Source organism: Paraburkholderia sp. SIMBA_053, assembly GCF_046534895.1.
GTDB lineage: Bacteria > Pseudomonadota > Gammaproteobacteria > Burkholderiales > Burkholderiaceae > Paraburkholderia > Paraburkholderia caledonica.
Map to the genome: position 1 here is coordinate 1,448,481 of NZ_JAWRXU010000001.1, position 25,722 is coordinate 1,474,202.

The 25,722-nt window shown below is 59.9% G+C and carries 19 protein-coding genes; 4 read left to right on the plus strand and 15 right to left on the minus strand.

Annotated features, from left to right (window positions below):
- Positions 1–54: 54 nt before the first annotated feature.
- Positions 55–1,377: an MFS transporter gene (locus SB753_RS06515; protein ID WP_410799562.1), complete on the minus strand. Its 1,323-nt coding sequence runs from the start codon at positions 1,375–1,377 to the stop codon at positions 55–57.
- A gap of 387 nt (positions 1,378–1,764) precedes the next feature.
- Between SB753_RS06515 and SB753_RS06520 the strand changes: the two genes are divergently transcribed.
- Positions 1,765–2,766: an AraC family transcriptional regulator gene (locus SB753_RS06520; protein WP_020066904.1), complete on the plus strand. Its 1,002-nt coding sequence runs from the start codon at positions 1,765–1,767 to the stop codon at positions 2,764–2,766.
- Between the two features lie 114 nt (positions 2,767–2,880).
- Here the strand turns inward: SB753_RS06520 and SB753_RS06525 are convergent, their stop codons facing one another.
- The 13 genes from SB753_RS06525 to SB753_RS06585 form a co-directional block, all read right to left on the minus strand.
- A complete protein-coding gene (locus SB753_RS06525; protein ID WP_410799564.1) occupies positions 2,881–3,939 on the minus strand; it encodes a 3-keto-5-aminohexanoate cleavage protein in 1,059 nt (352 codons plus the stop codon).
- Between the two features lie 244 nt (positions 3,940–4,183).
- Entirely contained in the window at positions 4,184–5,287 is a 1,104-nt protein-coding gene (locus SB753_RS06530; protein ID WP_410799565.1) for an AI-2E family transporter, read from the minus strand.
- 111 nt (positions 5,288–5,398) lie between these two features.
- The gene (locus SB753_RS06535) at positions 5,399–5,716 is read right to left on the minus strand and encodes a hypothetical protein (RefSeq protein ID WP_410799567.1); all 318 of its coding nucleotides are present in this window, start codon (positions 5,714–5,716) and stop codon (positions 5,399–5,401) included.
- A gap of 311 nt (positions 5,717–6,027) precedes the next feature.
- Positions 6,028–6,615, minus strand: a complete 588-nt coding sequence (locus SB753_RS06540; RefSeq protein ID WP_020066908.1) for a membrane integrity-associated transporter subunit PqiC — start codon at positions 6,613–6,615, stop codon at positions 6,028–6,030.
- Positions 6,612–8,231, minus strand: a complete 1,620-nt coding sequence (locus tag SB753_RS06545; protein WP_410799569.1) for an intermembrane transport protein PqiB — start codon at positions 8,229–8,231, stop codon at positions 6,612–6,614. The genes SB753_RS06540 and SB753_RS06545 overlap by 4 nt, the downstream gene beginning before the upstream one ends.
- Entirely contained in the window at positions 8,206–9,495 is a 1,290-nt protein-coding gene (locus SB753_RS06550; protein WP_410799571.1) for a paraquat-inducible protein A, read from the minus strand. Before SB753_RS06550 ends, SB753_RS06545 begins: the two co-directional genes overlap by 26 nt.
- Entirely contained in the window at positions 9,492–10,976 is a 1,485-nt protein-coding gene (locus tag SB753_RS06555) for an efflux transporter outer membrane subunit (RefSeq protein ID WP_408172905.1), read from the minus strand. Before SB753_RS06555 ends, SB753_RS06550 begins: the two co-directional genes overlap by 4 nt.
- A 1-nt stretch (position 10,977) precedes the next feature.
- On the minus strand, positions 10,978–14,205 hold the full coding sequence (locus SB753_RS06560; protein WP_020066912.1) for an efflux RND transporter permease subunit: 3,228 nt from the start codon (positions 14,203–14,205) through the stop codon (positions 10,978–10,980).
- A gap of 12 nt (positions 14,206–14,217) precedes the next feature.
- Positions 14,218–15,651: an efflux RND transporter periplasmic adaptor subunit gene (locus SB753_RS06565; RefSeq protein WP_410799573.1), complete on the minus strand. Its 1,434-nt coding sequence runs from the start codon at positions 15,649–15,651 to the stop codon at positions 14,218–14,220.
- Positions 15,652–15,799: 148 nt separating this feature from the next.
- Positions 15,800–16,186: a response regulator transcription factor gene (locus SB753_RS06570; protein ID WP_087752077.1), complete on the minus strand. Its 387-nt coding sequence runs from the start codon at positions 16,184–16,186 to the stop codon at positions 15,800–15,802.
- Positions 16,187–16,448: 262 nt separating this feature from the next.
- Positions 16,449–17,087 (minus strand): response regulator transcription factor, encoded by a 639-nt coding sequence (locus SB753_RS06575; protein WP_410799575.1) that lies wholly within the window; start codon positions 17,085–17,087, stop codon positions 16,449–16,451.
- 17 nt (positions 17,088–17,104) lie between these two features.
- Positions 17,105–18,565, minus strand: a complete 1,461-nt coding sequence (locus tag SB753_RS06580; RefSeq protein ID WP_410799577.1) for a sensor histidine kinase — start codon at positions 18,563–18,565, stop codon at positions 17,105–17,107.
- A 956-nt stretch (positions 18,566–19,521) separates the two neighbouring features.
- Positions 19,522–20,109: a YSC84-related protein gene (locus SB753_RS06585; RefSeq protein WP_087752080.1), complete on the minus strand. Its 588-nt coding sequence runs from the start codon at positions 20,107–20,109 to the stop codon at positions 19,522–19,524.
- An 805-nt stretch (positions 20,110–20,914) separates the two neighbouring features.
- Between SB753_RS06585 and SB753_RS06590 the strand changes: the two genes are divergently transcribed.
- Together SB753_RS06590 and SB753_RS06595 are read left to right on the plus strand one after the other, a co-directional pair.
- Positions 20,915–21,148 carry a type II toxin-antitoxin system ParD family antitoxin gene (locus SB753_RS06590; RefSeq protein ID WP_087752081.1) on the plus strand — a complete coding sequence of 78 codons (234 nt, stop codon included), beginning with the start codon at positions 20,915–20,917 and terminating at the stop codon, positions 21,146–21,148.
- On the plus strand, positions 21,145–24,321 hold the full coding sequence (locus SB753_RS06595; protein ID WP_410799578.1) for a CheR family methyltransferase: 3,177 nt from the start codon (positions 21,145–21,147) through the stop codon (positions 24,319–24,321). The genes SB753_RS06590 and SB753_RS06595 overlap by 4 nt, the downstream gene beginning before the upstream one ends.
- Positions 24,322–24,354: 33 nt before the next feature.
- On the opposite strand, the gene SB753_RS06600 is transcribed toward SB753_RS06595, so the two are convergent.
- Positions 24,355–25,251 carry a LysR family transcriptional regulator gene (locus SB753_RS06600; RefSeq protein ID WP_408256288.1) on the minus strand — a complete coding sequence of 299 codons (897 nt, stop codon included), beginning with the start codon at positions 25,249–25,251 and terminating at the stop codon, positions 24,355–24,357.
- A 217-nt stretch (positions 25,252–25,468) separates the two neighbouring features.
- Here SB753_RS06600 and sdhC point away from each other — a divergent pair.
- Positions 25,469–25,722 (plus strand): succinate dehydrogenase, cytochrome b556 subunit (gene sdhC, locus SB753_RS06605; RefSeq protein ID WP_410799581.1); only part of this gene is annotated, 254 nt, incomplete at its 3' end.

Sequence of the window (25,722 nt, forward strand, 5' to 3'; positions counted from 1 at the left end):
TCCAGTACTCAAACTGCAAAATGAAATGCGCGCGCCGAAGGTCAGGACCTCTGCTCAGCGTACGGCCCGCTCGCGCAGGGCATCCAGACGATCAAGATCACCGGCGTAGTTCCGCTTGCCGATGAAGAATGCAATAGCCGCGACGAGAGGCGCAAACGGCACTAGCTGCAGCGCGCCGAGCAAGCCGATCTGGTCGGCGATGAATCCCGTCAGAATGGCGGCGGGCGCCAGACCCAGCAGATTGTTCGCCAGTGTCAGCGTGGCAAACGCCGACGCGTGAATAGACGGCGGCGTGAGGTTAGCCACCATCGCCCCGGAAGGCCCGCTTGCACCCGCGCTGAAAAACATGCCGAGGCCGATCACCGCGAGTTGCATCGGACCCGCAGGCATGCGCAAACCGATGATCAGTAACGCGAAGCAAATCAGGCAGAATGCGATCGCAGCCATCCATTTTCTTTCGCGTGCGCGCTTGCTGAGCCGGTCGGCCAGATTCCCACACACCACCATGCCAAGCCCGGTAATCAGCACGAATACCGCAGCACTCATCGCGGCCTTACTGACGGGCATGCCGTAGTATCGATTCAGGAAGCTCGGCATCCAGGCCCACATTGCGGCGGGAACCAGCAGATGGATGCCACTGCCGATATACGCGCACACTACCGATCGGGTGGAGAAAAGCCCTTTCATCAGCGTGCGCAGACTCATGCGCACGCCCAGACCTTGTACGTGTCTGCCTACGTCTGCCGGCTGAAGCAGCGCAAGCCGCTTCTCGGTGACGATGAACCGATAGACGATTACCAGTACGAGACCCAAGGCCGCCATCGTGCCGAACGCCGAGCGCCAGCCCAGATGAGCCGCCACTGTGCCGCCCAGCGCCATGCCCAGAACCGAACCGAATGCGCCACCAGCCATAAATGTGCCGGTGAGCGTGGAGCGCAGCCGCGCCGGAAATATGCTCAACACGACCGCAATGCCGACACTGCCGTACGCGGCCTCACCGATACCGACGAAAGCGCGCGCAATCAGCATTTCGCCGTGGTTCGTCGCGAGCGCGCAGCCTAGTGTTGCGAGACTCCACATTGCCGCCATCAGCACGATGCTCTTCACGCGTCCCCAGCGGTCCGCGAGTACCGACAACGGGAAGGTGAGCACGCCGACCATCAACGCAACCACGCTGCTCAGCGAACCGAGTTGGGTGTCGGACAAAGCCCAGCTTGCCTTGAGCAGCGGAAAGACGGCATTCAGTACCTGCCGTGACATGTAATCGGAAAGCAGCAATCCTACGGTCAACGCAAAAACCACCCACGCATAGGCGCGGACGTCCGCTTCTTTTACGGGGACATCGCCTGTTGTGTGTTCTACATGCTGCATCAGCATAGTTGTCTCCTCCGCGTCTGGCTCGTCAGCGGTCGTCTTTAGATGACAGCGCAAAGGCTCATTCACCATGACTGCTTCGCCCTGCCCTGCGCCTGTCAAAAATCAGCACCTTCAAAAGCCCGGCACGCTTCACACATCAGCGCGGCGCCTTCGTCTCACCGCACGAGGCGGCAACTTTCGACACTCGCAAGTCCGGGTCGGAATCGACCGAGGCATAGGGGATGTCGTGATTGCAAGATACGGGAATCGCGCAATACAATTTAATGATTGCGCGCCATTCTTTTACGAATTGACGCCGCTTAGTGAAAACACCGATGCTCGGCGCAATCGCCGGTCAGCAGTACGTGGGCGGACAGCAAAGCGCGCGCTGCCACGAGGGGAAACGCAATGGAGACGATGCTGCGGTCGGTTGCGATGAGCGGTTATTTCGACGTAACGCGGCGGCTCGGACTTAACCCCGTGGAGCTCGCGCAACAGGTCGGGGTAGATCCGGCTGCGCTTGCAAATCCGGACAGTCGCGTTGCGGTAGCCCCGTGCTGCCGGCTGCTGGAACTCACGGCCAGGATGGCGTCGTCACCAACATTTGCTCTGCAAATGGCCGAAACGCGTCATCAGTTCGGGACAGGTGTGGTCAATGTTCTGCTCGCGCACAAACGCACGTTACGCGACGTGCTGCTAGCCACAGCCGAGTACCGCCATCTGCTCAACGAAGCACTTGCAGTTTATGTCGAAGACGCCGGTGCAACAGTCACGATTCGCGAAGAACTTGTCGTTGATGCCGGTACTCCGACGAATCAGGCGATCGAACTCGCACTCGGAGTTCTCGCTCGCCATTCCAGTGCTCTGCTCGGCGTCCACTGGAAACCGCGCAGCGTTCACTTCACGCACGCCGGTCCCGCCGATCTGACGTTTCACCGACGTTTCTTTGGCTGCCCGATGCAGTTCGGCAGCGACTTCAACGGCTTCGTGTGCGCTGCCGCCGATCTCGACTATCCCAATCCGGCTGCGGACCCGGAACTCGTCCGCTACGCGGAAAGCCTCGCCGCACCACTGAAGCAAGCCGGGACGGATTCGACGGCTCTGGAAGTTCGCAAGGCAATCTACCTCCTGCTGCCTCTGGAGCAAGGTACTGTCGAGCCGGTTGCCCGCCATCTGGGTTTGAGCGTCCGCACGATGCAGCGCCAGTTGGAATTGGTCGAGACCAGTTTCTCAGACCTGGTCGACGAAGTACGGCGAGAACTTGCCGTTCGCTACATGAGCAACTCGCGCTATCCGATCGGACGTGTGGCGGCGCTGCTCGGTTATAGCCAGCAGGGCTCGTTCACGAACTGGTTCAGGTCGCGTTTCGGCATGGCGCCGCGCGACTGGAGAAACAGGCAGGCAAAATGACCGGCGCTGGCGGCCTGCAACAGAACTGTCCCAGCGCTGCTTCTGTATGGACGCAACGCAGGACGTGGTCGGGCAGGCGCAATTGAGTACATCTTGCGCGCTGCCCCACCGCGTTCAGACGGCCTTGCGCAGAAAGCCTTGAGTGCCACCATTGCGGTTAGGCGCGAAACCGTTGGCCAGCAGCGTTTCTTCCACGGTATCGTAGAACACGCCGATCTTGCTTATATCGCGCGCCTCCTCGGCGGTGGCGATATTGCGGCCGAACTCGCGTGAAATGCGCACCAGTTGCTCGATCTGCTCGACGGAGCTCATCCTCCGCGTGCGCGACTGATTCCACAGGTTGTCTTCGATGCCGCAGCGCACGTGCAGGCCCATCGCGATACCCATCATGTTGATCGGCAACACATTGCGCATCGAGCTTTCCACTGTCAGTACCGCGCCATCGGGCGTAGCGCGCAAGAAGTTGGCAAGGTTATAGATATTCGGCGCGTCCATGCCGCCGCCGATGGCCACCCAGTTCATCACCAGCGGACCCTTATAGACGCCGCGCCGGATCAACCGCTCGACCGACTCGAAGCTGTTGATGTTGTAGCACTGAAAAGCGCTCTGGATCCCGGCTGCGTTCAAGCGGCGGATGTGCTCTTCTGCCCAGCCTGGCTGGGCGGGCACTGTCATCTCTTTGTACGCATTGTAGACATTGGGATCCTCCATCGAGGTTCCCTTGACGTCGTCATCTTCCCAATGTTCGACGACGTTCATCTGCGAAGTATTGATCGTCACCGTCACCTGATCGGGTTTTGGATCGAGCTCGGCCAGCATGTGGCGCGTGTCGTCGCTCAGCCATTTGGCCGCGGCACCTTCGGTCTCCGGAGCAAAGCTGATCGAGCCGCCGACCTGGATAATCATCTCCGGCACTGCGTTGCGCACGCCAGCAATCAGTTCGTTGAACTTCGACAATCGCTTGCTGCCTTTGCCGTCAAGTTCGCGGACGTGCAGATGCAATACGGTGGCGCCGGCGTTGTAGCAATCCACTGCCTTCTGGATTTGCTGTTCAATGGTGACGGGGATATCTTCGGGGAAGTCGGAAGGCACCCAGGCCGGCGCATACGGCGCCGCTGTAATGATCAGCGGTTGCTGGTTTTCAGTGTAAAGGGAACCGTCGAGGAAGTTCATGGCAGGGTCTCAAAAGGCAGGCTACGGAGGCGGAAAGAGATTGGGCTGCTGAGTGCCTGTCGTTGACAAGGTTCTCGCCTAGCACCGGCATCTCTCCTTTCCGCGAAAACTATGGGACGTTCGCCTTCGCGTCAGACGCGGCAAAAACGAACTCGTCCGACGAAGATACCGTGACCTCAAAACGCGATTTGCCTTTGGGCGCCATAGATTTGTGATTCGATGCCACTACGTGTTTACGCCAACTTCAAGACCGTTCCTGCTGCTCAACGCGCTCGAGCTCCGGCTGTTCTTTAACCCATCGCCAGAAGAGCTTGTAACCGACCGCAAGCATCACGGGACCAATGAACAGGCCGATTACCCCGGCTGTCACCATGCCGCCAAGCGCTCCAATCAGCACGACCGGCATTGGCACTGCAACACCGCGCCCAAGCAGTAAAGGCTTCAGCACGTTGTCGGCGAGTCCTGCCACCAGGATATAAACGGAGAAGATAATCGTCGATGCATTCGCCCCTTCTGTGAGTATCACGAAGACGATCACAGGGGCAGTGATCAGCGTGGCGGGTAACTGCATGACGCCGACCAGCAACACCGCGAGCGCGAGCAGACCCGCGCCGGGTATCCCCATGACGACGAACGCGACACCAATGAGCAGCATCTGGATGAACGCAATGCCGACCACGCCTTGGGCGACTGCGCGAACCGTGGTCGTGCACAGGCTGGTTATTTCCAACGCGTTTTCAGGTCCCGAGATGCGCGACGCGATCAACACCGCGCTGCGATGGCCCTTCTCCCCGTGCGCCATGAAGATACCCGCGATGATCAATGCGAAGAAGAAGATCAGGAGGCCCGCGCCGAGGCCAGTGAGCGTACCGAGCACGGCAAGACCAGCGTCCTTGACTTGCGGCGCGAACCGTTGAGCGAGACCGGTCAGATTAGTCGAGGCCTGCAGCCACAATTCATGCACACGTGGTCCCACTAGCGGCCAACTCGCGACCGATTCGGCAGGCGGCGGGATCGCGAAGCTACCGCTTCTGAGTACTGCGATCATGTGGTCCATCGAATCGGCGATGGCCACGCCCAATAGATAGGTCGGTACCAGGATAACGCCAAACGCGACCAGGATAATCATCGTGGCGACCAGACCATCTCTTCCCGCAAAATGTCGTCGAAGCCTGAGTTGCAGCGGATAGAGAGTAATGGCGAGAATCAACGCCCAGACCATCAGGTTCAGAAACGGGACGAAGATCCGGAAACAGAAAACAGCGAGCACCGCCACGAGTCCGGCGCGGATCAATACGTCAAGCAGCTCTCTCGATAGGCTCCGGGAGCCGGTCGGCGAGATCAGCATCAGAATCCCCTCACAGATTGTCGCGACAATTCATCTAACGACAAACCAGACTGTCCAGTGACGGAGCATGAACGCGGACACGCACGCTACTTTGGTATTGCGGCAAGCCGCTTACTGGCTCGTGCCGCTGTGTGCGGCAGCAACCGCCGCGTCGCGCTTCTTGTTAGCGGCCGCCTTCTTCTGGTCATAGACTTTCTTTGCAGCCGCGACTTCCCGGTTGTACTCGCGATTGGCTGCTGCAACCTGTTGATGCATTTTCACTATCTCATCCGGATGGTCCGCGGCTGCGGCTGCGGGCGCTGCAGAATTATCTTGCGCCGACGCGAAACCAGGTAGTAGTGCGAGAGATACGGTCATCACTGTTGCAATCGCTTTTTTCATAACGGGCCCCCAATGTGATCTGCTGGTGAGTTTGTCAGTGACAAGCATGCAAGCTTCCAGCGTATATTCGTTGAAGCACGTTTTGTATTGGACTTTGGTCGTACGCGGCGTACTCTTCTCGCGCTTCGATGTTGGCATCACAACGGGCGCGAGATGTTCTAACAACGTATTGGGTAGGAGTAGCGACAGCCACGCGTATAACTCTCATGCTCTCCAATTTCTGGTCGGTCGCAACGCACCCTGATTAGTTCGGATATCTATCAAAATCATGGAAGAGCAACCATGTCCAGATGGAATCATTCGGCGCCGAACTACGTCGTGCCGGCCACGTCGGCATAAACCGTCGCGGCCGCGTTTCATTAAGGCGCGCCTGCGTGAATCACTCCAGCTATATCGCGGCTCACTGCCCCAAGAGCGCGATCTGCGGCTGACACCAGCGCGTCGTAACCGTGTCCGTCAATGGGTTGCCGAACCAGCGACTTACCTGCAACCGGTAACGGTTTGCCAGGGGGAAACACGGCCCAGAGCGCTTCGATGGTTATGGCCTCGCCGGGCGTCGCGTCAAAGCGCATGACGTCCACGCGAACTCGCCACGTACCCGCCGCATCAACGCCCATATTGAAGACCGACACGTGATCCGATGCCAGCAGCGTGGCGAGATCACCTGCGATGGTACGTGCAATGTCCGCCTTCAACGGTTCGCCCCATCGAGCGAACTCGTTGAGCACGACCTGGTTGTTGCCCATGCGCGTGACGATCTGCGGCCGATCGACCACATCGGGAACAGTGACTGGATTGACCACGACATGAACCGGCATCGTGGAGGTCATCGGCGTGAGTGTCGTATCGACCGTCAGCGTATAGAAACTGGCGGTCGGCGAACTGCCGCAGGCGCCCAGCAAGCCGCAAAAAAATACCCCGGCAACGACAGAAGAGATTCGCGTCACGGTTTGTTCTCCTGCTTGCCGCGTACCAGTGCCTCTGGATGCCGCTCGAGATAGTCGGCCAGCGTGCGGACTGCAGCGGCCGTCTGTGCCAACTGGTTCATGGCGTCGGACACGTTCTGCTGTAGCGCGGAGTCCGGCTGCAGCGCCCCATTGGCAGAAGTCATCACTCCATGCGCGGCATTCAGTGTGTTTTTCGCTTCTGGAACGACATCGGTGTCGAGATGGGCAAGTAGCGAATTCGCGTTCTGAAGGGTCATCTGCGCGTTCTTGCCGATTGCTTCGAAAGGTATCGTATTCAACTTGGCGACCAGACGCGTGACGGAATCCTGAAGCGATTGAAGCGAGCCCGGAACAGTCGGATACTGGGGCGGATTTTTACTCCAGTCGATCTTCGCTTTGGGTGCGTCGGGGAAGAAGTCGACGGCAAGATAACGTTGGCCGGTCAGCAGGTTGCCCGTCCTCAATTGCAGGCGCAAGCCCCGTGCAACCAGATAATCCGCGAATTCGCGGGTGTCCTTGACGACTGGGCTGCCAGTCGGACCGCTTTCATAGCGGTTCGTAAACCGCTCGGGATAGTAGGCTACTTCCACCACGATACTCAGCTTCCTGCTCTCGCGGTCGAATCGGGTATAGATGCCACTTACCTCGCCAATCGTAATGCCGCGAAAATCGAGCGGCGCGCCGACAGTCAACCCGCGCACTGAATCGTCGAATTCGGCGACGAACCGGGTGACGATCCGGTCATGACGCTTCATGGCCTCACCGAAGTTCTCGAACAGCGTGAAGGTCGTCTGTGCGGCCGCTTGAGGTTGATCGAGCGAGTGCTCCGGCGTATCGAACGCAACCCCGCCAATGATGATCGACACGAGCGATTGCGCATTGAGCCGTACCCCGTTGCTGTCGAGAGCGACGTCCACCCCGCTGGCATGCCAGAAGCGCGTGTCGGGTCTGACGAACTTGTCGTAGGGCGCATTGATGAATACGTGCAACGTTACGCCCCTGCCGTCAGGATCGAGAGCATAGGAGGTGATCTGTCCGACCTGCAGCCGCCGATAAAAGATCGGTGTGCCGGCATCTAGTGAACCCATGTTCTGGCTTCGCAGCACAAACTCGCGACCGGGCACGTCGCTCGAGATCACAGGTGGAACTTCGAGACCGGTGAAGGTCTGGCGCGGCTTGGCGGAGCCGCCCGCGTCCATGCCGACGAACGACCCCGACAGCAGCGTGCCGAGTCCGGACACGGTGCCGCCCGAGATTCGTGGGCGCACGACCCAGAAGCGCGTGTCGTCGACAAGCAGGTCCGATGCATCCTTCACCACCTCCGCAGTTGCAATCACGTGCTTGTGATCTCTCGAAAGGCTGACTCCCTTGATAACCCCGATATCGACTTCCCTGAACTTGATTTTTGTCTTGCCGGCTTCCAGTCCGTCGCCTGTGTTGAACATGATGGTGATCTGCGGCCCCTGATCGAGTACCGCCTTGACGGCAAGCCAACCGCCGATCAGCACGGCGATGATCGGCACCAGCCATACGACCTGGGGCCGCCAACGCGCGCGGGGCGCGACGATGGCTACAGGGGCGTCAGGCGGCTCAGGCGTGTTTAGGTTGTCCGGCATGATCCGGCCCGTGCGCGTCCCAGATCAGACGCGAGTCGAACGACATGGCGGCGAACATGGTCAATACGACGACCGCGCCGAACGCGACCGCGGCCAGGCCCGCCTGGATAGTGGCCAGCGCCTTGAACTGCACCAGGGCCACCAGCATGGTGATGACATAAATATCGAGCATCGACCAGCGCCCGACCAGTTCAACCACTCTGTAGATGCGCGTACGTTGCTCGGGATTCCAGCGCGAGTGAACCTGAGTGGAGATCGACAGAAAGGCAATGGCAATAATTTTCAGCATCGGCACTGCGACGCTCGCGACGAACACCACGAGGGCGAGCAACCACGAGCCGGACGTCCAGAGATAAACGACACCGCTCATGATCGTGTCCTTCTCCGCGCCGAACAGCGAGCTGGTGTACATCACCGGCAACACGTTGGCGGGGATATACAGCACCATCGCCGCGAGCAGAAATGCCCACGTGCGCGCCAGGCTGTCCGGCTTGCGAAAATGCACCGACGCGCCGCAGCGCGAACAGCACAGACCCTGTGCGTGGGCGGGTGCCTTCACCAGTAAGCCGCAGTCATGACACTGCATCAGACCGCACTGCGCGGCGCTCAGCCAGCCGCACGGTAGAGACAGCGAGCCACCCGTCTGCCCGCCAGGGTTCTGAAGTGCAGTGATTCTCGCCCACAGGTCACGCGAATCGAACGCGGCGCTCGCAGCGGCGAGGACCAGCATCAATATGCCAAACGACCACAGTCCAACGTCTACAACGACGCTCGCGATGTGGGCGAGTTTGACGAGCGCCACCAGCAAACCGATGATCAGCACTTCGGTCATTCCCCATGGCTGAGCAAGGCGAGCCAGCCGGAACACCGTGGCTGCCCCCCACGGCACGCGGTTGAAGCGCAACGGTATGAGCATCCACAGCATCGAGGCGACTTGCACAGCAGGAATGGCAACAGTAGTCAAAAAAACCAGCAGCGCGATCGGCCACATCCCGTCGATGTACAGAACATCCACTGCGCCGATCAGCGTCGTTTCGACCAACGTGCCGTTTACCGACAGTCCGACAATCGGATAGGAGTTGGCAATCGCGAGCAGCACCGCCGCCCCGAGCGACAGGGCCAATGCATTTCCGAGCGAATTTGCCCTGTTCCGGTAAAGCTCGCCATGACAACGCCGGCAACGCAACACGCCGCCTTCGGGAAGGTCGGCATCGACCTGGAGCAGGTCGCATTCATGGCATGCGAGGAGCCTGGCGTGCGTCATCGCGGCGCCTCCGCAGCCGGCACGCCAGCCATAGGCTGCGGGGCAGGCGGTTGAGTCATCTCCTCCGCCTTGACGACCCAGCCGCCGCCCATCGCCTTGTAAAGACGCACGAACGACGTCAATTCGGCGCCCTGGGTCTGCGTATAGCTCAGTTGCGCGTTGAATAGACTGCGCTCGGCGTCGAGCACCTCGATGTAACTCGTGTAGCCGCCTTCGTAGCGCAGCCGCGCAAGGTGCGAGTAGCTGGACAGCGCGGTAACCTGATCTTGCTGGATTCCCAATTGCTCGCGGGATTTCTGCAGCGCGATGAGCGCGTCCGCGACTTCCTGAAACGCAACCTGAATCGCCTTCTGATACGCAAACAGCGCTTCCTGTTGACGTGCCTCCGCCTGATGAACCTGCCCTTCGATGTTGCCGGCAGTGAAGATAGGCAGCGACACGGCGCCGGCGAAAGACCATACGCGCGCCGGCCCGGTGAACAGGTTCGAGAATTGGGTGCTGACGGAACCGAACAGCCCCGTTAGCGAGATCGACGGAAAATACAGCGCACGCGCCGCGCCGATCAATGCATTTTGCGCCACCAGGTTCTGCTCGGCCTGGAGCACATCCGGACGGCGTTCGAGCAGTTCGGACGGCAGACTGGACGGAATCGCGGGCGCGGTCAGCGCGTCCAGATCGTGTCCGCGCAAAATCGGCTCGGGATTGCGTCCGAGCAGCACGGCAAGCGCGTCTTCCTGCACTCCGATCTGGGTTTCCAACTCAGGAATAGTGGCTAATGCCGCCTGATACTCAGACTGGCTTTGTGCCAATTCCATCTGCGACACCTCGCCGCCCGCGAAACGCAACGTGAATACCTTGACCGATTCGGCCCGGCTCTCCACCGTAGCCTTCGCGATGTCCAGCTGCCGGTCGAGGCTGCGCAGATTGATATACGACGAAGCAACCGACGCTACCAGCGAGAGAATCGTGCCGCGGCGACCCTCCTCGCTCGCGAGCAGATTCGCACGAGCAGCTTCGGTCTCGCGCCTCGTTTTGCCGAACAGGTCGATTTCCCAAGCCGCCGAGACGCTCGCGTCGAACTGGTTGTAGACCGGGTTCACATTCGCCGGCAGCGGCACTCCGCCGCTCAGCGTTGCACGCTGGCGTGACGCATTGAAGTTCGCCCCCACCTGCGGGAAAAGTCCTGAGCGGGTTGTCACGAACTGCCCGCGAAACTCTTCTACGCGCGCGGCGGCGATCTTGATGTCGAGGTTATCCGCGAGCGCGGCAGCGATCAGATCGTTGAGGACAGGGTCTCCGAACTGTTCCCACCAGGCCGTGTTCGCGGTGTCGGCCGTCTCCTGGATGCTGAAACGGAAGGTAGCGGGCACATCGACTTTGGGCCGCGCGTAGTCCGGTCCAAGCAGACAGCCAGTCAGCGACAGCGAGGCGAGTCCCGTCAGAAGCACAACGCCAACGCTCGCAAAGTGCGTGGTGCGCATGTCAGTCACCCTCGCGCTGTGCGGACGGCGTGACCTTCGGCGTGCCCGGACCGCCCGCTACAGGCGCCGAACCTCCCGGGGTGCTTGGGTCTGCTCCCGGCTTCTCCTTGGGGCCGCTTTTACGCGACGACCAGGTTTCAAGCAGGTAATAGAACATCGGAATGAAAAATACCGCGATGACGGTCGCGCCCAGCATCCCGCCGATCACACCAGTGCCGATCGAATGCCGGCTGTTTGCCGACGCGCCCACTGCAATAGCAAGCGGCACACAGCCGAGAATGAAGGCAAGCGACGTCATCACGATCGGGCGCAACCGCTCTTCGGACGCTCGCAAGGTAGCATCCAGCACCGACGCGCCTCCTTCCCGGTTGATCACCGCGAACTCGAAGATCAGAATTGCATTCTTCGCCGCGAGCGCGACCAGCATCGTGAGGCCGATCTGGAAATAGATATCGTTTTCGAGGCCTCGCATCAGGATAGCGAGGAGCGCGCCGAACAGCGCGAACGGCACGGCCATCAGCACGCCAACCGGCAACGACCATTTCTCGTACTGGCCGGCGAGGATCAGGAACACCATCACGAGCCCGAAGATAAACACGATGCCCGACGTTCCCCCGGATTTACGCGCCTCATAAGCCTCACCGCTCCAGGCGACGCCGTAGCCGGCCGGCATTTCGGTGGCAACCTGTTCGAGTGCAGCGATCACCTGGCCCGAACTGAAATCCGGCGCGGCATTCGCCGTCACGAGCACGGCGGGGAAGTTGTTGAAGCGCGTGAGCAGATCGGGACCCGTGACATACCGGTAGGTCGCGACCGCTCTTAGCGGCACCATCGTACCGGTCTTGCTGCGAACAAATATCTGGTCGAGGTCCTGTGGTCTGAGCCGATAAACCGGATCGGCTTGCAGGATGACTTGCCATAGCCGGCTCGACCGGTTGAACTGGGACACGTAAAGGGAACCAAACATCGTCTGCATCGAGCTATAGACGTCTTCGATCGGCACGCCGAGTGTCTGGGCTCTTTCCCTGTCCACCTCGACCAGCAACTGCTGTGACGACGCATTGAAGGTCGTCGTGACGCGTGCAAGCTCAGGCCGTTTTCTGGCCCGCTCGATAAACTGCTGCACGACCCCGGCAAGCTGCGCGATCGACGCGTCGCCCTTGCTCTGAATCCATACTTCGGTGCCGCCGGTCGTGCCGAGCCCCGGAATAGACGGTGGATTAACCGGAATCACGACGCCCGCCGTTATCTTCGACAAGGTCTGATACGCATCGACCAGCACGGCCCTCGCATTCTGGGTTTCGCGATTGGCGTGCGTGTAGCGCTCGTCGAAACCTTTCAGGCCGATGAAAAAGGTACTCGCATTGTTTTTGTTCTGCACGTCGAGCAGACTGTATCCATCGACCGTCGTGATACTGCCGACCGCGTCCTGTTTCATGAAGTATTCAGTCACCCGGTCAGACACCGCCCCGGTCCGATCCAGGCTCGCCGCATCCGGCATCTGGATTGCGCCGAGAAGATAGCCTTGATCTTCCGGCGGAAGAAATGCGCTCGGAACGGATTTGACCATCACGACGGTCAGCGCGATCATCGCGCCAAAAACCAGCAACGCGAGAACGAAGCGCTTGATGACGAACTGAATCGCGCGGGAGTAGCTTGCGGTCATCCGTGCGAACGCGTTGTCGAACCAGCGGAAGAAGCCTTTCTTTTCCTTGTGAGTACTTTTGAGCAATAGCGCGGCGAGTGCGGGCGACAGGGTCAGCGCGACGATGCCCGAGATCACCACCGAAATCGCAATCGTAATCGCGAACTGCTTGTACAACTGGCCAGTAATGCCACTCACGAACGCCACCGGCACGAACACCGCGCACAGCACAAGCACGATCGCGATCACCGGTCCCGCCACTTCGTCCATCGCGAGCTTGGCCGCGTCTTTCGGATTGAGCTTGTGAACGGTCATGTTGCGTTCGACGTTCTCAATCACCACGATCGCGTCGTCGACCACGATACCGATGGCAAGCACCATCCCGAAGAGGGTCAGCATGTTGATCGAAAATCCGAGCAAGGCCATTCCCATGCAGGTGCCGACAATCGAAATCGGCACTGCCAGCACTGGAATCAACGTCGCCCTGAGGCTTTGCAGGAAAACGAACACCACGATCACCACCAGCACCAGCGCTTCGAAAAACGTGTGGATCACATCGGAAATGGACGCGCGCGTGAATTCCGTGGTGTCCATTGCAATGTCGTACTGGATGCCCTCGGGGAACGACTGCTTGAGTTGGGCGAGCGTGGCGCGAACCTGCTTCGACACGTCTAGCGCATTCGCGCCCGGTTGCTGATAGACGGCGATGATCGTGGCCGGTTTGCCCTGAAAGCGACTGCGAATGGAGTAGTCCTTCTGTCCCAGTTCGGCATGTCCGACGTCCTTCAGCCGCACGATAGCCGAGCCTTCGCTAGCGGCACGCAGGATAATGTTCTCGAACTCCGCCGGTTCGGCGAGGCGACCCGTGGTCGTGACCGCAAACGACTGTTCAACCGGAGTGCCGGTCGGCGACTGTCCAATGCGCCCTACAGCGAATTGCTGGTTCTGGGCCTGGACAGCGTTCTGCACGTCGGTCGCGGTGATGCCCAGTTGCGCCATACGATCGGGCTTGAGCCAGACACGCATCGCATAGTCCGGAGTGCCGAAGATGCTCGACTGGTTCGCGCCCGGAATCCGCTTGAGCGCATCGAGCACGTAGATGTTCGCGAAGTTCGCAATGTACGTGCTGGTGAAGCGCTGGTCCGGCGAGTAGATCGCGATGACCATCATGAACGCCGACGACTTCTTCTGCACCTGTACACCCTGCGCCTGAACCGATTGCGGCAGTTGCGGCAACGCGAGGTTCACGCGATTCTGCACGTCGACCTGCGCGAGCTGCGGGTTGGTGCCGATTTCAAAGAAGGCGTTGATCGTCAGATTTCCCGTCGATGAACTCGACGAGTTCATGTAGATCATGTTGTCGGCGCCGTTCACCTGCTGTTCGATTGGCGCGGCCACGTTATTCGCGACGACGTCTGCACTCGCCCCAGGATAGGTGGCAGAGATCGTAATCTGCGGCGGCGTGATGTCCGGATATTGGGCGACGGGCAGCGCGAACATCGTCAACGCACCGCCGAGCGTAATCACAATCGAGATTACAGACGCAAAAATCGGCCGGTCGATGCAGTAGTGGGAAATGCTCATCGTCGCCGTCCTTTACTGGGACGCGCTGGTGCCGGAGACCGGCTCCGTCGCGGCTGTTTTGGGTCCATTAGCCTGGCCGCCTGGTTCCTGCTGTCCGCTGTCCGCAACGGGCGGCCGGTCAACGATCTTGAGCGGCGCCCCGGCCGTTACGCGGATTGCACCGTCAACTACGACACGCTCACCGGGCTTCAGTCCGTCGGTGATGAACCAGTCGTCGCCTTGCCATTCCCCGACTTCCACCACGCGCTGACGGCCTTTAGATTCGGCGTCCACCACCCAGAGAAAATGGCTTTTCGAGCCCTGCAGAACTGCCCGCTGAGGAACCAGGATTGCATTCGGCCGGATCGCTCCGGCCACGCGCGCCCGCACGAACTGCCCAGGTCGCAGCACAGCTTTAGGATTGTCGAAGACGGCCCGTACCAGGAACGTGCCCGTTTCAGTGCTGAATGCGGGATTGGCGAAATCGATCGAGCCGTGTTCTGCATAAACAGAACCGTCGGCGAGAACGAGAGACACCGTGAAGTTGTTTTCGGGCGGAAAGCGCAGATGTCCTGTCGCAATCTGGTCGCGGTACCTCAGCATTTCATTCTCGGACACACTGAAGTTCACCCAGATCGGATTGAGTTGATACACAGTGGTGAGCAACCCCGACTGAGTCGCCGTCACATAGCTGCCGTCCTGCTGTTTGGCGAAGCTCGACAGCCCCGTTAGCGGCGATTTGATCGTCGTGTAGCTGAGATTCAACAGAGCCGTATCCACTTCGCCTTTGGCTGCAATAACGGCTGCAGCGGCTTGTGCCTCGCCGCCAACGGCATCGTCGAGATCCTTCTTGCTCAATGCGTTCTGCGCAACCAGCGGTTGCACGCGGGCCAGGTTGGCTTTTGCGACCTCGTACCGCGCCTGCTGCTGCGACAACTGGCCTTTGGCCGTTTGCAGCGCAGCTTCGAATGGCTTCCGGTCCATCAGAAACATCGTCTCCCCGGACTTCACCAACGACCCTTCCACATAGGTGCGACGATCGAGAAAGCCGTCTACGCGAGCGCGGATCTGCACTTCGCGTGAGCTTTCGGTCTGCGCGGTGAACTCGAATACGACCGGCGTATCGCGAGGCGTGATCGTCATCACCGTGACCTCGGGCGCACTTGCCGCCGGCAATGCCTCCTTCTTGCCGCATCCGGCGACGAATGCAAACAGCGCCAGCAAAGTAACCAGCAGTGTGAGCGTGGGGCGGACCGGCGCGACGCTTGCGTTACCCGTGGCGTCAAGAGCGTGATTGTCGAGCGCAAGCAACCGTGTGCTTTGCGCGGCGAGACGGCGGGCATGCGTCGGGCGACCGGGAACGGTCACATGCGAGGCGGTGACGAGCGCGCGCGACAAGCGCAAAGCGCGGGCAACAGAGGCCATATTCATCGGGGCGATCCCACTGATTGCGTCCGGGCTTTTCATATCCACGTTCTCCGGATGACGTCAGCACGGCTGACGGCTGCACAGATTGCAGTGTGGTTATCCGACAATGTCCGGACAATCGGACTTTGGTCTCATACGTTCCGTACGAAGACGACGCTGCTACGCCGCCGCTCAACGGAGAGCGGCCTCAGGGCGCGGGCGGGAAACCCGTCGCCGCCTGAACGGCGCGGATGAGCGCGGCACCGTCGAACGGTTTGCGCAGATAGTCGATGGCGCCTGCGGCGAGCACTTGCGCGCGAACCGACGGGTCGTCGTGGGCGGTGATGATGATGACCGGCATCCCCGAACCGGACAGTTGGCGCTGCACTTCGACGCCGCCAACGCCGGGCATCAGGACATCGAGAATCACGCAGTCGGGCCGGTACGAAGCATCGGTCGACAGCCTGTTCAAAAATGCCTCGCCGCTCGAGAACGCCTCCGCGTCGATGCCAGCAGATCTCAACAGGCGCTTGATCGCCCGTCCGACCGATTCTTCATCGTCGACAACCGCTGCGGTCGGAGTGAGATTGGCCATGTGGTACGTTCGGGCTCGTTAGGCGATGTCGCAACGCGATCATGCAGTCCGAGCCTAACGAATTCACTTGAGATATGAAATAGGACTTTGGTCTACCAAGACCAATCAGGTGTGCCGGATTACGACTGGTGGTTACGCGTCAGCGGCACTGCGCGCGATGTGTGAATGCCAGCAGCGCTGGCATACAGGACGTCTGAAATTTCGATTCGCACCAGCACCGACGAGGTGCGACCTCATCTGCATGGCGCCTGCTCGAACGCAGTCAGCGATACGCGACGGTCGTGTCCGTCGCGGTCGCCGATTCAGCTTTTTCGGCGAGGCGCACGAGTTCTGCGAGCGAGCCGGCTTTCATTTTTTCCATCACACGCGCACGGTGAATTTTGATGGTCTTTTCTGCTGCGCCCAACTCGCTCGCGACCTGCTTGTTCAGGTAACCCGCCACGACAAGCGTCATCACCTCGCGCTCGCGCGGCGTAAGCTGTTTGACCCGGCTCTGAATTTCCTGCAGTTCGCTGCGCCAACCGAATAGCCGTCGCGCGCGTTCGAGCGCGCGTTCGATTGCGTCGAGCAATACGCTGTCGGTCACCGGTTTTGGCAGGAAGTCTGTCGCTCCTCCTTTCATTGCGTCGACGGCGGAACTCATATTGCCGTGCCCAGACATGAAAATGATCGGTAGCCACTCATGTAACTGATGCTGCAACGCTAATCCGCTGAGTCCCGGTAGTTGCAGGTCCAGCAGCAGGCAGGCAGGGCCGCCGTTCGGATCGAACCGTTCGATAAACGTCTCTGCGCTCTCGAAGGTCTGCACGGAATAACCGGACAGCCGGATCAGTCGCGCCAGAGCAGATCTGACGTGTTCGTCATCGTCGACGACGAATACCATCGGAGTGACTTCAGTCATGGTGTTTGAACAGGTTGTCATATATCAACCTCGCCTGCGGATGGCAGCACGAGCCGGAACGTCGCGCCCCGCTCGCCATTGCTTTCCGCCCAAAGCCGTCCGCCGTGCATCGAGATGATCGAGATACTGATCGACAGGCCGAGCCCGAGACCTTGCGGCTTCGAGGTGGGAAACGGCGAGAACATCTCGCCGAGTTGCTCCGCCTTCAGACCAGGGCCGCGGTCGCTCACAGAAATACTGACCCCTTCTCCTTGCGCTGCAGTATCGACTTTCACCGACACGACGCGGTGTTCCGCACAACACCCCTCTACCGCGTCGAACGCGTTTTGCAGCAGATTGATCATGACCTGCTGCAACTGAATGCTATCGCCCCGAACCAGCGGCACACGCCTCCCGATATCGAGCGTCACGCTGACCCCGCGCACCACCGCATCGCGACGCATGAGGTGCATCGCTCCGCTGACCAGACTTCCAATATCGATCGACCGTGTCTCGGGTGCGGCCCGACGGACGAACTGCCGCAGCTTGCGAACGATCTCAGTGGCACGAAAACTATCCGCCACGATGTCCGCAAACGCCTCCCGCAAATCAGTGGAACCGCTCCTGGTCAAATGCAGGAATCGCTGTACCGCCTGTGCGTTACTCAGGATCGCGGTGAGGGGCTGATTGATTTCGTGAGCAAGAACGGCCGCCATTTCCGCCAGTTCGAAAACGCGCGCAAGATGCGCGTGCTGCGACTCGTCGCTAACCATCTCTGCGTGAGCTTGCACGTCGTCGGCAGTGACGACCCATACGAATGCGCCAGCCGGTCTGTAGTGCGTGCACTTCACGCTGACCGGCCGTTCGCTGCCGTCCTTACATCGTGCAACGGCTGTTCGTCGCGCGCTGGAAGCTGAAAAGTCTTCTGGTGCGCCGCTTGATGATGGATGTCCTCGCCGCGCCACCGCGTCGTTATCCAAGCGAGGAAACAACTGCGCGAAAGAGAGGCCGCTCATTTCCTCCGCTTTATAGGAGAAAAGCGTTGCGGCAAGCTGGTTGGCCTGTACTACCTTATTAGCGTCATCGACCACGATCATCGCCGCAGGCATCATGTCCAGCAGTGGCTTCAGCGCTTCTCTGGCGCGATTAAGCCTCGTGTCTTCAGCGCGACCCGTCGGCCATGACAGATATCTGACCAGCGCACTCTTTAACTGCCCCATACGGTCGGAGCGCGCAGCGGATGATCGCCTGTATGCCCGGGGGTGCAACTGCTTTCGAACGAAATTGTCCTGTCCGCTCGCCGCTTTGCGAGGTGCCACGTCAGGTATGTCGACCCGCGGCCTGTCATGCGCTCGATTTGCCGTAACCATCCTGGCAGGCCTGCCTGACGGCGTCGGGTTCTGTCTCCTTGCGCTGGCTCCCCATGAATGTTTAAGCCGCTCAAGGGCTGACGCAATCCCCGCCATCATCGTGCGGGGGTCGCGTGTGGGCATATTCATGACTGGACTCTCCGTATTGGCCCTACGGTATCGAGCAGCAACGTGCGCCTCTTCGCGGGAATGTGCTCGAACATGCCACGTTACCCGCTCAACAGATCGACAGATGAGCGAACTCTTCGGTCAATCAGCAAAATGAGATCTAGTAGGTTATTGGTCGGCTCACCTAATCGCACGAAAGCCGTATTTGTTTGGTACCTTTGAGTACCATAGACGGGAAGATAGCCGGATGAAAGGTAGCAACCTGTTTTTTTCAGAATTTTTTTCGAGCGAACTGGAAGCGTCGGAAAAAATGGCGCAACGCGCGTTCGACTTGACGTTCAATAGCCTGTTAAAACATCGTTGCAAGTCGACGATGGAATTGCGAAGTACCGTATGGACACGTTTGGGCCTTAAAGGCTCATGGTGGCCGTTCGTCACCCGTAGGCGAATTAGAAGGCCGAGGCTACCGGGGCATGGCTTTCGCTGCATCGCTTGCATTCCGCTTCAAGCTCACCTATGCAAGAAGCAATCGAGTTCGCTTATAGCGTACAGGCAGTGAGAATTCAAAACGTTTCCGGTTTCGAATCGCGTTACGCGCTCTACTTCGGCGCGATTATGCTAACTGCGACCAAATAGCATAGTTTCGCGCGCTGTCTAAAGCTGAGTCAGATAGCGATAAGTGCGTGAATGAGATGGCCCGCGGTTGAAGTCAATCAGGCGACATTGCAGTATGAACGGGCTGAAGCATTCCTGACCAAGTTCGGATTCCTGACGTTTGACGACATCCAGACTCTATTTCCGAGCGAGTATGCGTCCCGCGCGTCGTGCCGACCTTTAACGACACGACGCCGGATGCGTTGCGTGGATCGCGGACATGTCGTGAAGCGATTTAACCATCGTCGTCCAGGTCACGCCGGAGCGCGACGAGGTTCAGATCGCGCAAACGCCCGATACATTGCTATCACATGCTTCAGGGCCTAAAGGTTGAGCTTCGTCACCTTTGCACCGTTAACCGAGGCGTCGGCCATCAGTCCGACATTGGTGAGCACGAGGGCGACCACCTGCGAGGTTGCCGATGTCGTATCGATTGCGCCATTCGCACCTACCTTCACGACCGATACCCCAACATCACCCCCGGCCGACCAGCCAGACGAACTTTGAAATTTGGCGAGCGCGTCGCTTGTCATGAACATGAAAACGACAGCGGTGGATTGTGCCCCCGCCTGAAATCCAAATGACGCCGCCGCCGTGCTGTAATAGCCAGCCGTAGTGCCGCCCACACGCAATGCGCCTTCGCCATACTGGGCGCCCACAATGAACGCAGCCTTCTTCACGTCGGGAAACACCAGAATCCCTTGTGCCTTCGACGCAAGTTCCCGTGAGCCTTGCACCGTTGAGAACAGCCGGCTCAATGTACCGTTCACACTCGCATCAATGGCTTGGCGCTTGGACGCGTCGGTCTCAGCGCTTTTGCCGCCGCCTGACGTCATGGTGCAACCGGCAACCGCCAGAGTGGAAGCAGCCATCGCAGCCGCAGTTCTTAACACGAAGTTCCGTCTGTTCATTGTTGGCCTCCGTTAGCGCTCCGGCCGAAGGACCGGTACGCGGGTAAACACATCGTTCTTAAATCGTTGCGGCAGCAATCACATCACTCGGTCGGCCGCAGTCACATGACGCGGTCAGATGAGTACTCAGGTAGTAACGTTAAGGCTCGTCCCGGCTTGACCAGTTTAGTGATGTCATGGCGACGAGAGGAATAGGACTCTCGCCTTACAGCTCGCCGCTATTTGCGGGCAAGGGTAACGTTCCAGCCACGGTTGCATCACGCGGCCATGAAGCACTTCGCATCCAGCGGAATAACACGCACGCCGTTTCGCTCAGTGGCGGCATCCAATAACACGTTCCGCCTGACTCGAATCTGCAGCAGCCTGCCGATTGTTGCGAGCCCGCGCTCCGCAAAACCATCGTGCCGCCAACCGCGCCGACTGCAGCGCCCTCGCCGGCTTGGCTAGACCGCACCGCTCAGGAGCACACCGCTCAATGCGACGGCGCAAAAGCGGTGTTTCCTGTAAACATCCACAACAGCTCCCGGGTGTTCCCGACGACGCATAAGCTCGCGTCGTGAGTACATGATTGCGCTGCGTATCTGTTGAGGACAATCGGACCAAGGTCGTATGCGATCACTGCGGCCGATGCCGCATCGCGAACATCGGTGAATGGGCGTGCGCAGTGATCCTGCTCTTCGGTCTCGCGATTCTGTCCTGAGACACTCTCGCGTGAATAAGCGTTTGAGCCCGCCACGGGTGATCGAAGTGCCCAGTTCCAAAGGTGTAATATAAAATCATACCCATCCATTTTCGCGAGTCGCCCATGCCGAGCAAGCACGCGCTATGCGTTAGTCTGACGGAGCGACTGGCGTCGTTCATAAAGGCAGAAATAGTCGTAGGCCGCTTCAGCACGGCAAGCGAGGTCGTCCGTGCCGGACCGCGGCTGCTGCAGGAGCAGTCCATGCCTTCGCTGGACAATAGCGCGGACGGTACGCCCCCGAAGCGGCAGGCCCATCCCGATGGTCGCAAACGCGCGGCAATGCGGGACAAACGATGACGCGACCCACCACTTTTCCGATTGTCGGCATAGGCGCGTCCGCTGGCGCCGTCGAAGCGCTTGAGGGCTTCTTCCGCGGCATGCCGCGAAACCCCGGCCTCGCGTGCGTGATCGTCACGCATCTGAGTCCCGATCGCGACAGCATGCTGCCGGAAATCGTCGCCCGCTTCACCGACATGCCGGTGCACGCCATTGCAGACGGCACGTCCATCGAATCCAACAACGTGTACCTGTTGCCCGCCGACGCCGTCGTGAGTGTCAAGGACCGCACACTGCACGTGCAGTCTCAGGACAAGCTCCGGCGCGAGCGCAAACCGATTGATGTTTTCTTCAGCACGCTCGCGGCCGACGTCGGCGAACTGTCAGCCGGCGTGATTCTCTCGGGCGCCGATTCCGACGGCACGCTAGGCATCAAGGCAATCAAGGAGCGCGGCGGGTTGACACTCGCGCAGGCCGGCGACGGCTTTGGCCCGCATCATCCGAACATGCCGAGAAGCGCGATTGCAACGGGCCTCGTCGATTTCGTGGTGCCCGCCGAGGCAATGGGCCAGAAGCTCGCGAGCTTCGCCGCGGGCGTCTTCATGCTCGACGGCTTTGCCGGGAAATCTGGAGCGCAAACCAATGCAAGCGAGTTCGACGAAGCGCGCACTGCAATCTACGCGATCCTGCGCAGTCAGGTCGGCCATGATTTCAGCGGTTACAAGGTGAACACGTTTGTGCGCCGCGTGCAGCGGCGCATGCAGGTCCTTGAAATCCACACGCCGGAGGCATACGTTGCGCGTCTGTCGAAAGAGCCGGAAGAAGTCGCCGCTCTGTTTCGAGACCTGCTGATCAACGTGACCAGTTTCTTTCGCGATGCGCAGGCGTTTGACGCGCTCGCGGAGATCGTGATTCCCCAGTTGCTGGAGGGACGCGGCGCCGACGACACAATTCGCGTGTGGGTGCCCGGTTGCGCGACCGGTGAAGAAGTCTATTCGATTGCGATGCTGCTGCGCGAGCAGATGGATGGCCGCCAGACAGCGCCGCGCGTACAGATTTTCGCCACCGACATCGACGACGGCGCGCTCGCCGTCGCACGCGCGGCACGCTACCCGCTAGCGATGCTCGACGGTGTATCCGACGAACGGCGGGAGCGCTTCTTCATTCAGGACGGCAGCAGCTATGTGCTCACGAAGGAAGTGCGCGACTTCTGCATCTTCTCGCCGCACAGTGTGATTCGCGATCCGCCCTTTTCGCGCATCGACCTCGTCTCCTGCCGCAACCTGCTGATTTACTTCGGTACCGAAATCCAGAATCAGGCGATCCCGACGTTTCACTATGCGCTGCGACCGGACGGGTACCTCTTCCTCGGTACGTCGGAGAACGTCAGCCAGTTTGACGAACTGTTTCTGCCGGTCGAGAAGAAGCACCGCATCTTCCGGCGCAGAGCTGATGTTTCGCCGCAGATCCGTGTGCCGCTGTCAGTCTCGTCGTTGAAGATCGGGCAACCCGGAGGACTGACGTCAAGCCGCCCTGCGCTCGGCGGCGCAGCGCTGCGGCACGTGGTGGACAACCATATGCTGGAGCGCTTCACACCGCCGCATGTGCTCGTCACGCGCGACGGCGATGTCGTCTATTACTCGGGCCGCACAGGCAAGTACCTGGAAGCCGCCCCCGGCGTGCCGACGCGGCAACTGTTTGCGCTCGCACGCAAGGGACTCAGCCTCGATCTGCGATCGGTGTTTCGCGAAGCGGTCGAGTCGGGCCGCACGGTCACGCGCGAAGGCGTCGTCGTGGAGGGCGAAGACGGCCGTGTGCAGATCATCAGCCTGACAGTGGAACCGCTGACCGGTCAGCCACAGGGCGAGCATATGTATCTCGTCATCTTCGAGGACGAAGGCCCGCTAGCGGCCCGCGAGGAAGCGCTTGCGCGCGCGCAGTCCATGCACGACGGCACCGCGGCGCAGATCGAAAAGGAGTTGCGCGAGACGCGCGAGCGTTTGCAGTCCATGATCGAAGAGTACGAGACAGCACTGGAGGAATTGAAGTCTTCCAATGAGGAACTGGTCTCGGTCAACGAAGAACTGCAGTCGTCGAATGAAGAGCTGGAGGCGTCGAAGGAAGAACTCGTTTCGCTCAACGAGGAACTGCAAACCGTCAACATGGAATTGAGCGGCAAGATCGACGCGCTCGACCGCTCGAACAGCGACTTGCGAAACCTGTTCGAGAGCACTTCGGTGGCAACGGTGTTTCTCGACCGCAACCTGGTCATCCGTTCGTTCACGCCCGCAATGGACAGCATCTTCCATATTCGTGCTATCGACCGAGGCCGTCCCATCACGGAGCTCGTCAGCCGGCTCGAGTTGCACGGTCTCGAGCACGATATCGAGACCGTCTTCAAAACGAACCAGCCGAGGGAGCGCCACGTCAGCGGCAGGGATGGGCTTGCGCATTTCCTGGTGCGCCTTGCGCCGTACCGCAACGGCGACAGGCAGATCGACGGTGTGGTGATTGCTTTTGTCGACGTCACGGACATGGTCCACGCCGAAGACAGGCAGAACGTGCTGATCGGCGAGTTGCAGCATCGCACGCGCAATCTGCTGGCGGTGATTCAATCTATTGCTGAACAGACGCTCACCGCCGATCAAAAGCTGGAAACGTTCACGAGCCGCCTCGCGGCGCTGGGACGCCTGCAGGGATTGGTCGGGGAAGCGGACGGCAATCTGATCAACCTGAGCGATATCGTGCGGCTCGAGTTCGATGCGCTCGGCGTTGCGAACGGCGAACGGGTCAGCATCAGTGGGCCGGTCGTGCCGCTCGGATTCCGGAACATACAGATCATCGCGCTCGTCCTGCACGAGTTGGCGACCAATGCGCTCAAATATGGCGCGCTGAAGGAGGAGCAGGCACGACTCGACGTGCGCTGGCGCGTCGAGGCGGGCACCGTCGAGGCTGCATTGCTCGTATTCGAGTGGGTGGAAAGCGGGGTTCGCGCCAGACCGGATAGCAGCCGGACCGGCTTCGGCCGGCAACTCATCGAGAAGGCGCTGAAGTTCACGCTGCAGGCACGCACCGAACTCACGTTCAACTCAGACGGCATCTCGTGTCACATCGACATACCCTTACCTGCAGCCGGTTCGGCGGGCGGCAATGCGTCGAATGCCACACCATCGCAGCAACCGCGAACGCGTTGAACGGTCAACGCATCATGGTGTTGGTCGACTGCCTCACGTAACCGACGACGCCAACGCAACCGCCTTCTGCAGGAAGTTCGCTGTCTTCGCGGGCGCGGCCTCGATGCGCGAGGCCAGCACGAGCCGGATCGAGATGGCGTTGCCGAGCACGTCGGTATAAGCGACGCCTTCGACCTGTATCTGACATACCGAAGCCGGCACCAGTGAGACGCCGAACTCGGCAGCGACCAGATTCACCACGGACGAAAGCTGCGGCGCCTGCTGTCCCGCGATCGGCTCGAAGCCGGCTTCCCTGCATGCTCCGACAATGACGTCATGCAGCGTAGGGCTCGCTTCTCGCGGAAGCATCACGAACGGATCTTCTGCCAATGCGGACAGCGCGATCTTGCGTTTCTTCGCGAGACGATGCGTTGCGGGCAATACGACCCGCATCGGCTCGATCGCGATGTGATGGAACTGCACGCCCGCTGGCGACTGACTGCCGAGGCGCACGAAGGCGACGTCCACACGGCCGTCGCCGAGATAGGCGAGCAGTTGTGCAGTGTTGCCTTCGGCAAGCGTGAGGGTGACGTTCGGGTAGTCCTGCCGATAATCGCGAATCAGCTTGGATACGACAGGATTGAACGCTGCGGACCCCGTGAAGCCGATGTTGAGCTGCCCGATTTCGCCGCGACCCGCGCTCTGCGCTTTTTCGACCGCCAGCCGCGTGTCGTACAGGATGCGCTTGGCGTCGGCGGCGAAGGCTTCACCGGCCTCCGTCAACACCACGCCGTGGCCGGTGCGGCGAAACAGCCGCACGCCCATTTCGTCTTCTAGCGCGTGGATCTGCTGGCTGAGCGGCGGCTGACCGATGCCGAGTCTTTCGGCCGCGCGAGTGACGTTGCGCTCTTCGGCGACAGCGAGAAAGTAGCGAATATGACGCAGTTCCATCTGATATCTGAAAAAGCTATTTCAGTAAGACGCGATAGATATTGGACAGTATATCAGCGGTGCGACAAAATATCGCTATCGCGCGGTCCGTCCTAAATATCTTCCCGCAATACAACGCCGTTCGATCAAAGGATGAGGTGGGACGATTCGCGCCTATATCGGAGCGAGCGGCGGAGTGCGCCGTTGTGTTTATCTAAAGAGGCAAAGGGGGTCTACTGTGGCTGACACATTAAAAAAACCGAGGCCGGAATTCCGGAACATCGGTATCGGGCAGATATTGACGGCGTATCGCCTGCCGCTTGCAGGGCGTGTGTCGATTCTTCATCGCTTGAGCGGTGGTCTGCTGTTTGTTTTCCTTCCGTTCCTGCTGTACCTCTTCGACCAGAGCCTGACTTCCGAACTGAGCTTCGAGGTCTTCAAGGGCTTTCTCTCCAACATCATCGTCAAGCTCATCACGCTGGTGCTGGCCTG

Excerpts from the sequence above, each read along its gene's own strand:
- SB753_RS06555 (WP_408172905.1), bottom strand. The coding sequence starts at position 10,976 with ATGCGCACCACGCACTTTGCGAGCGTTGGCGTTGTGCTTCTGACGGGA.
- SB753_RS06545 (WP_410799569.1), bottom strand. The coding sequence starts at position 8,231 with ATGCCGGACAACCTAAACACGCCTGAGCCGCCTGACGCCCCTGTAGCC.
- SB753_RS06575 (WP_410799575.1), bottom strand. The coding sequence starts at position 17,087 with ATGACTGAAGTCACTCCGATGGTATTCGTCGTCGACGATGACGAACAC.
- SB753_RS06570 (WP_087752077.1), bottom strand. The coding sequence starts at position 16,186 with ATGGCCAATCTCACTCCGACCGCAGCGGTTGTCGACGATGAAGAATCG.
- SB753_RS06590 (WP_087752081.1), top strand. The coding sequence starts at position 20,915 with ATGCCGAGCAAGCACGCGCTATGCGTTAGTCTGACGGAGCGACTGGCG.
- SB753_RS06565 (WP_410799573.1), bottom strand. The coding sequence starts at position 15,651 with ATGAAAAGCCCGGACGCAATCAGTGGGATCGCCCCGATGAATATGGCC.
- SB753_RS06580 (WP_410799577.1), bottom strand. The coding sequence starts at position 18,565 with ATGAATATGCCCACACGCGACCCCCGCACGATGATGGCGGGGATTGCG.
- SB753_RS06530 (WP_410799565.1), bottom strand. The coding sequence starts at position 5,287 with ATGCTGATCTCGCCGACCGGCTCCCGGAGCCTATCGAGAGAGCTGCTT.
- SB753_RS06525 (WP_410799564.1), bottom strand. The coding sequence starts at position 3,939 with ATGAACTTCCTCGACGGTTCCCTTTACACTGAAAACCAGCAACCGCTG.
- SB753_RS06600 (WP_408256288.1), bottom strand. The coding sequence starts at position 25,251 with ATGGAACTGCGTCATATTCGCTACTTTCTCGCTGTCGCCGAAGAGCGC.
- SB753_RS06515 (WP_410799562.1), bottom strand. The coding sequence starts at position 1,377 with ATGCTGATGCAGCATGTAGAACACACAACAGGCGATGTCCCCGTAAAA.
- SB753_RS06535 (WP_410799567.1), bottom strand. The coding sequence starts at position 5,716 with ATGCTTGTCACTGACAAACTCACCAGCAGATCACATTGGGGGCCCGTT.
- SB753_RS06520 (WP_020066904.1), top strand. The coding sequence starts at position 1,765 with ATGGAGACGATGCTGCGGTCGGTTGCGATGAGCGGTTATTTCGACGTA.
- SB753_RS06595 (WP_410799578.1), top strand. The coding sequence starts at position 21,145 with ATGACGCGACCCACCACTTTTCCGATTGTCGGCATAGGCGCGTCCGCT.
- SB753_RS06585 (WP_087752080.1), bottom strand. The coding sequence starts at position 20,109 with ATGAACAGACGGAACTTCGTGTTAAGAACTGCGGCTGCGATGGCTGCT.
- SB753_RS06550 (WP_410799571.1), bottom strand. The coding sequence starts at position 9,495 with ATGACGCACGCCAGGCTCCTCGCATGCCATGAATGCGACCTGCTCCAG.
- SB753_RS06560 (WP_020066912.1), bottom strand. The coding sequence starts at position 14,205 with ATGAGCATTTCCCACTACTGCATCGACCGGCCGATTTTTGCGTCTGTA.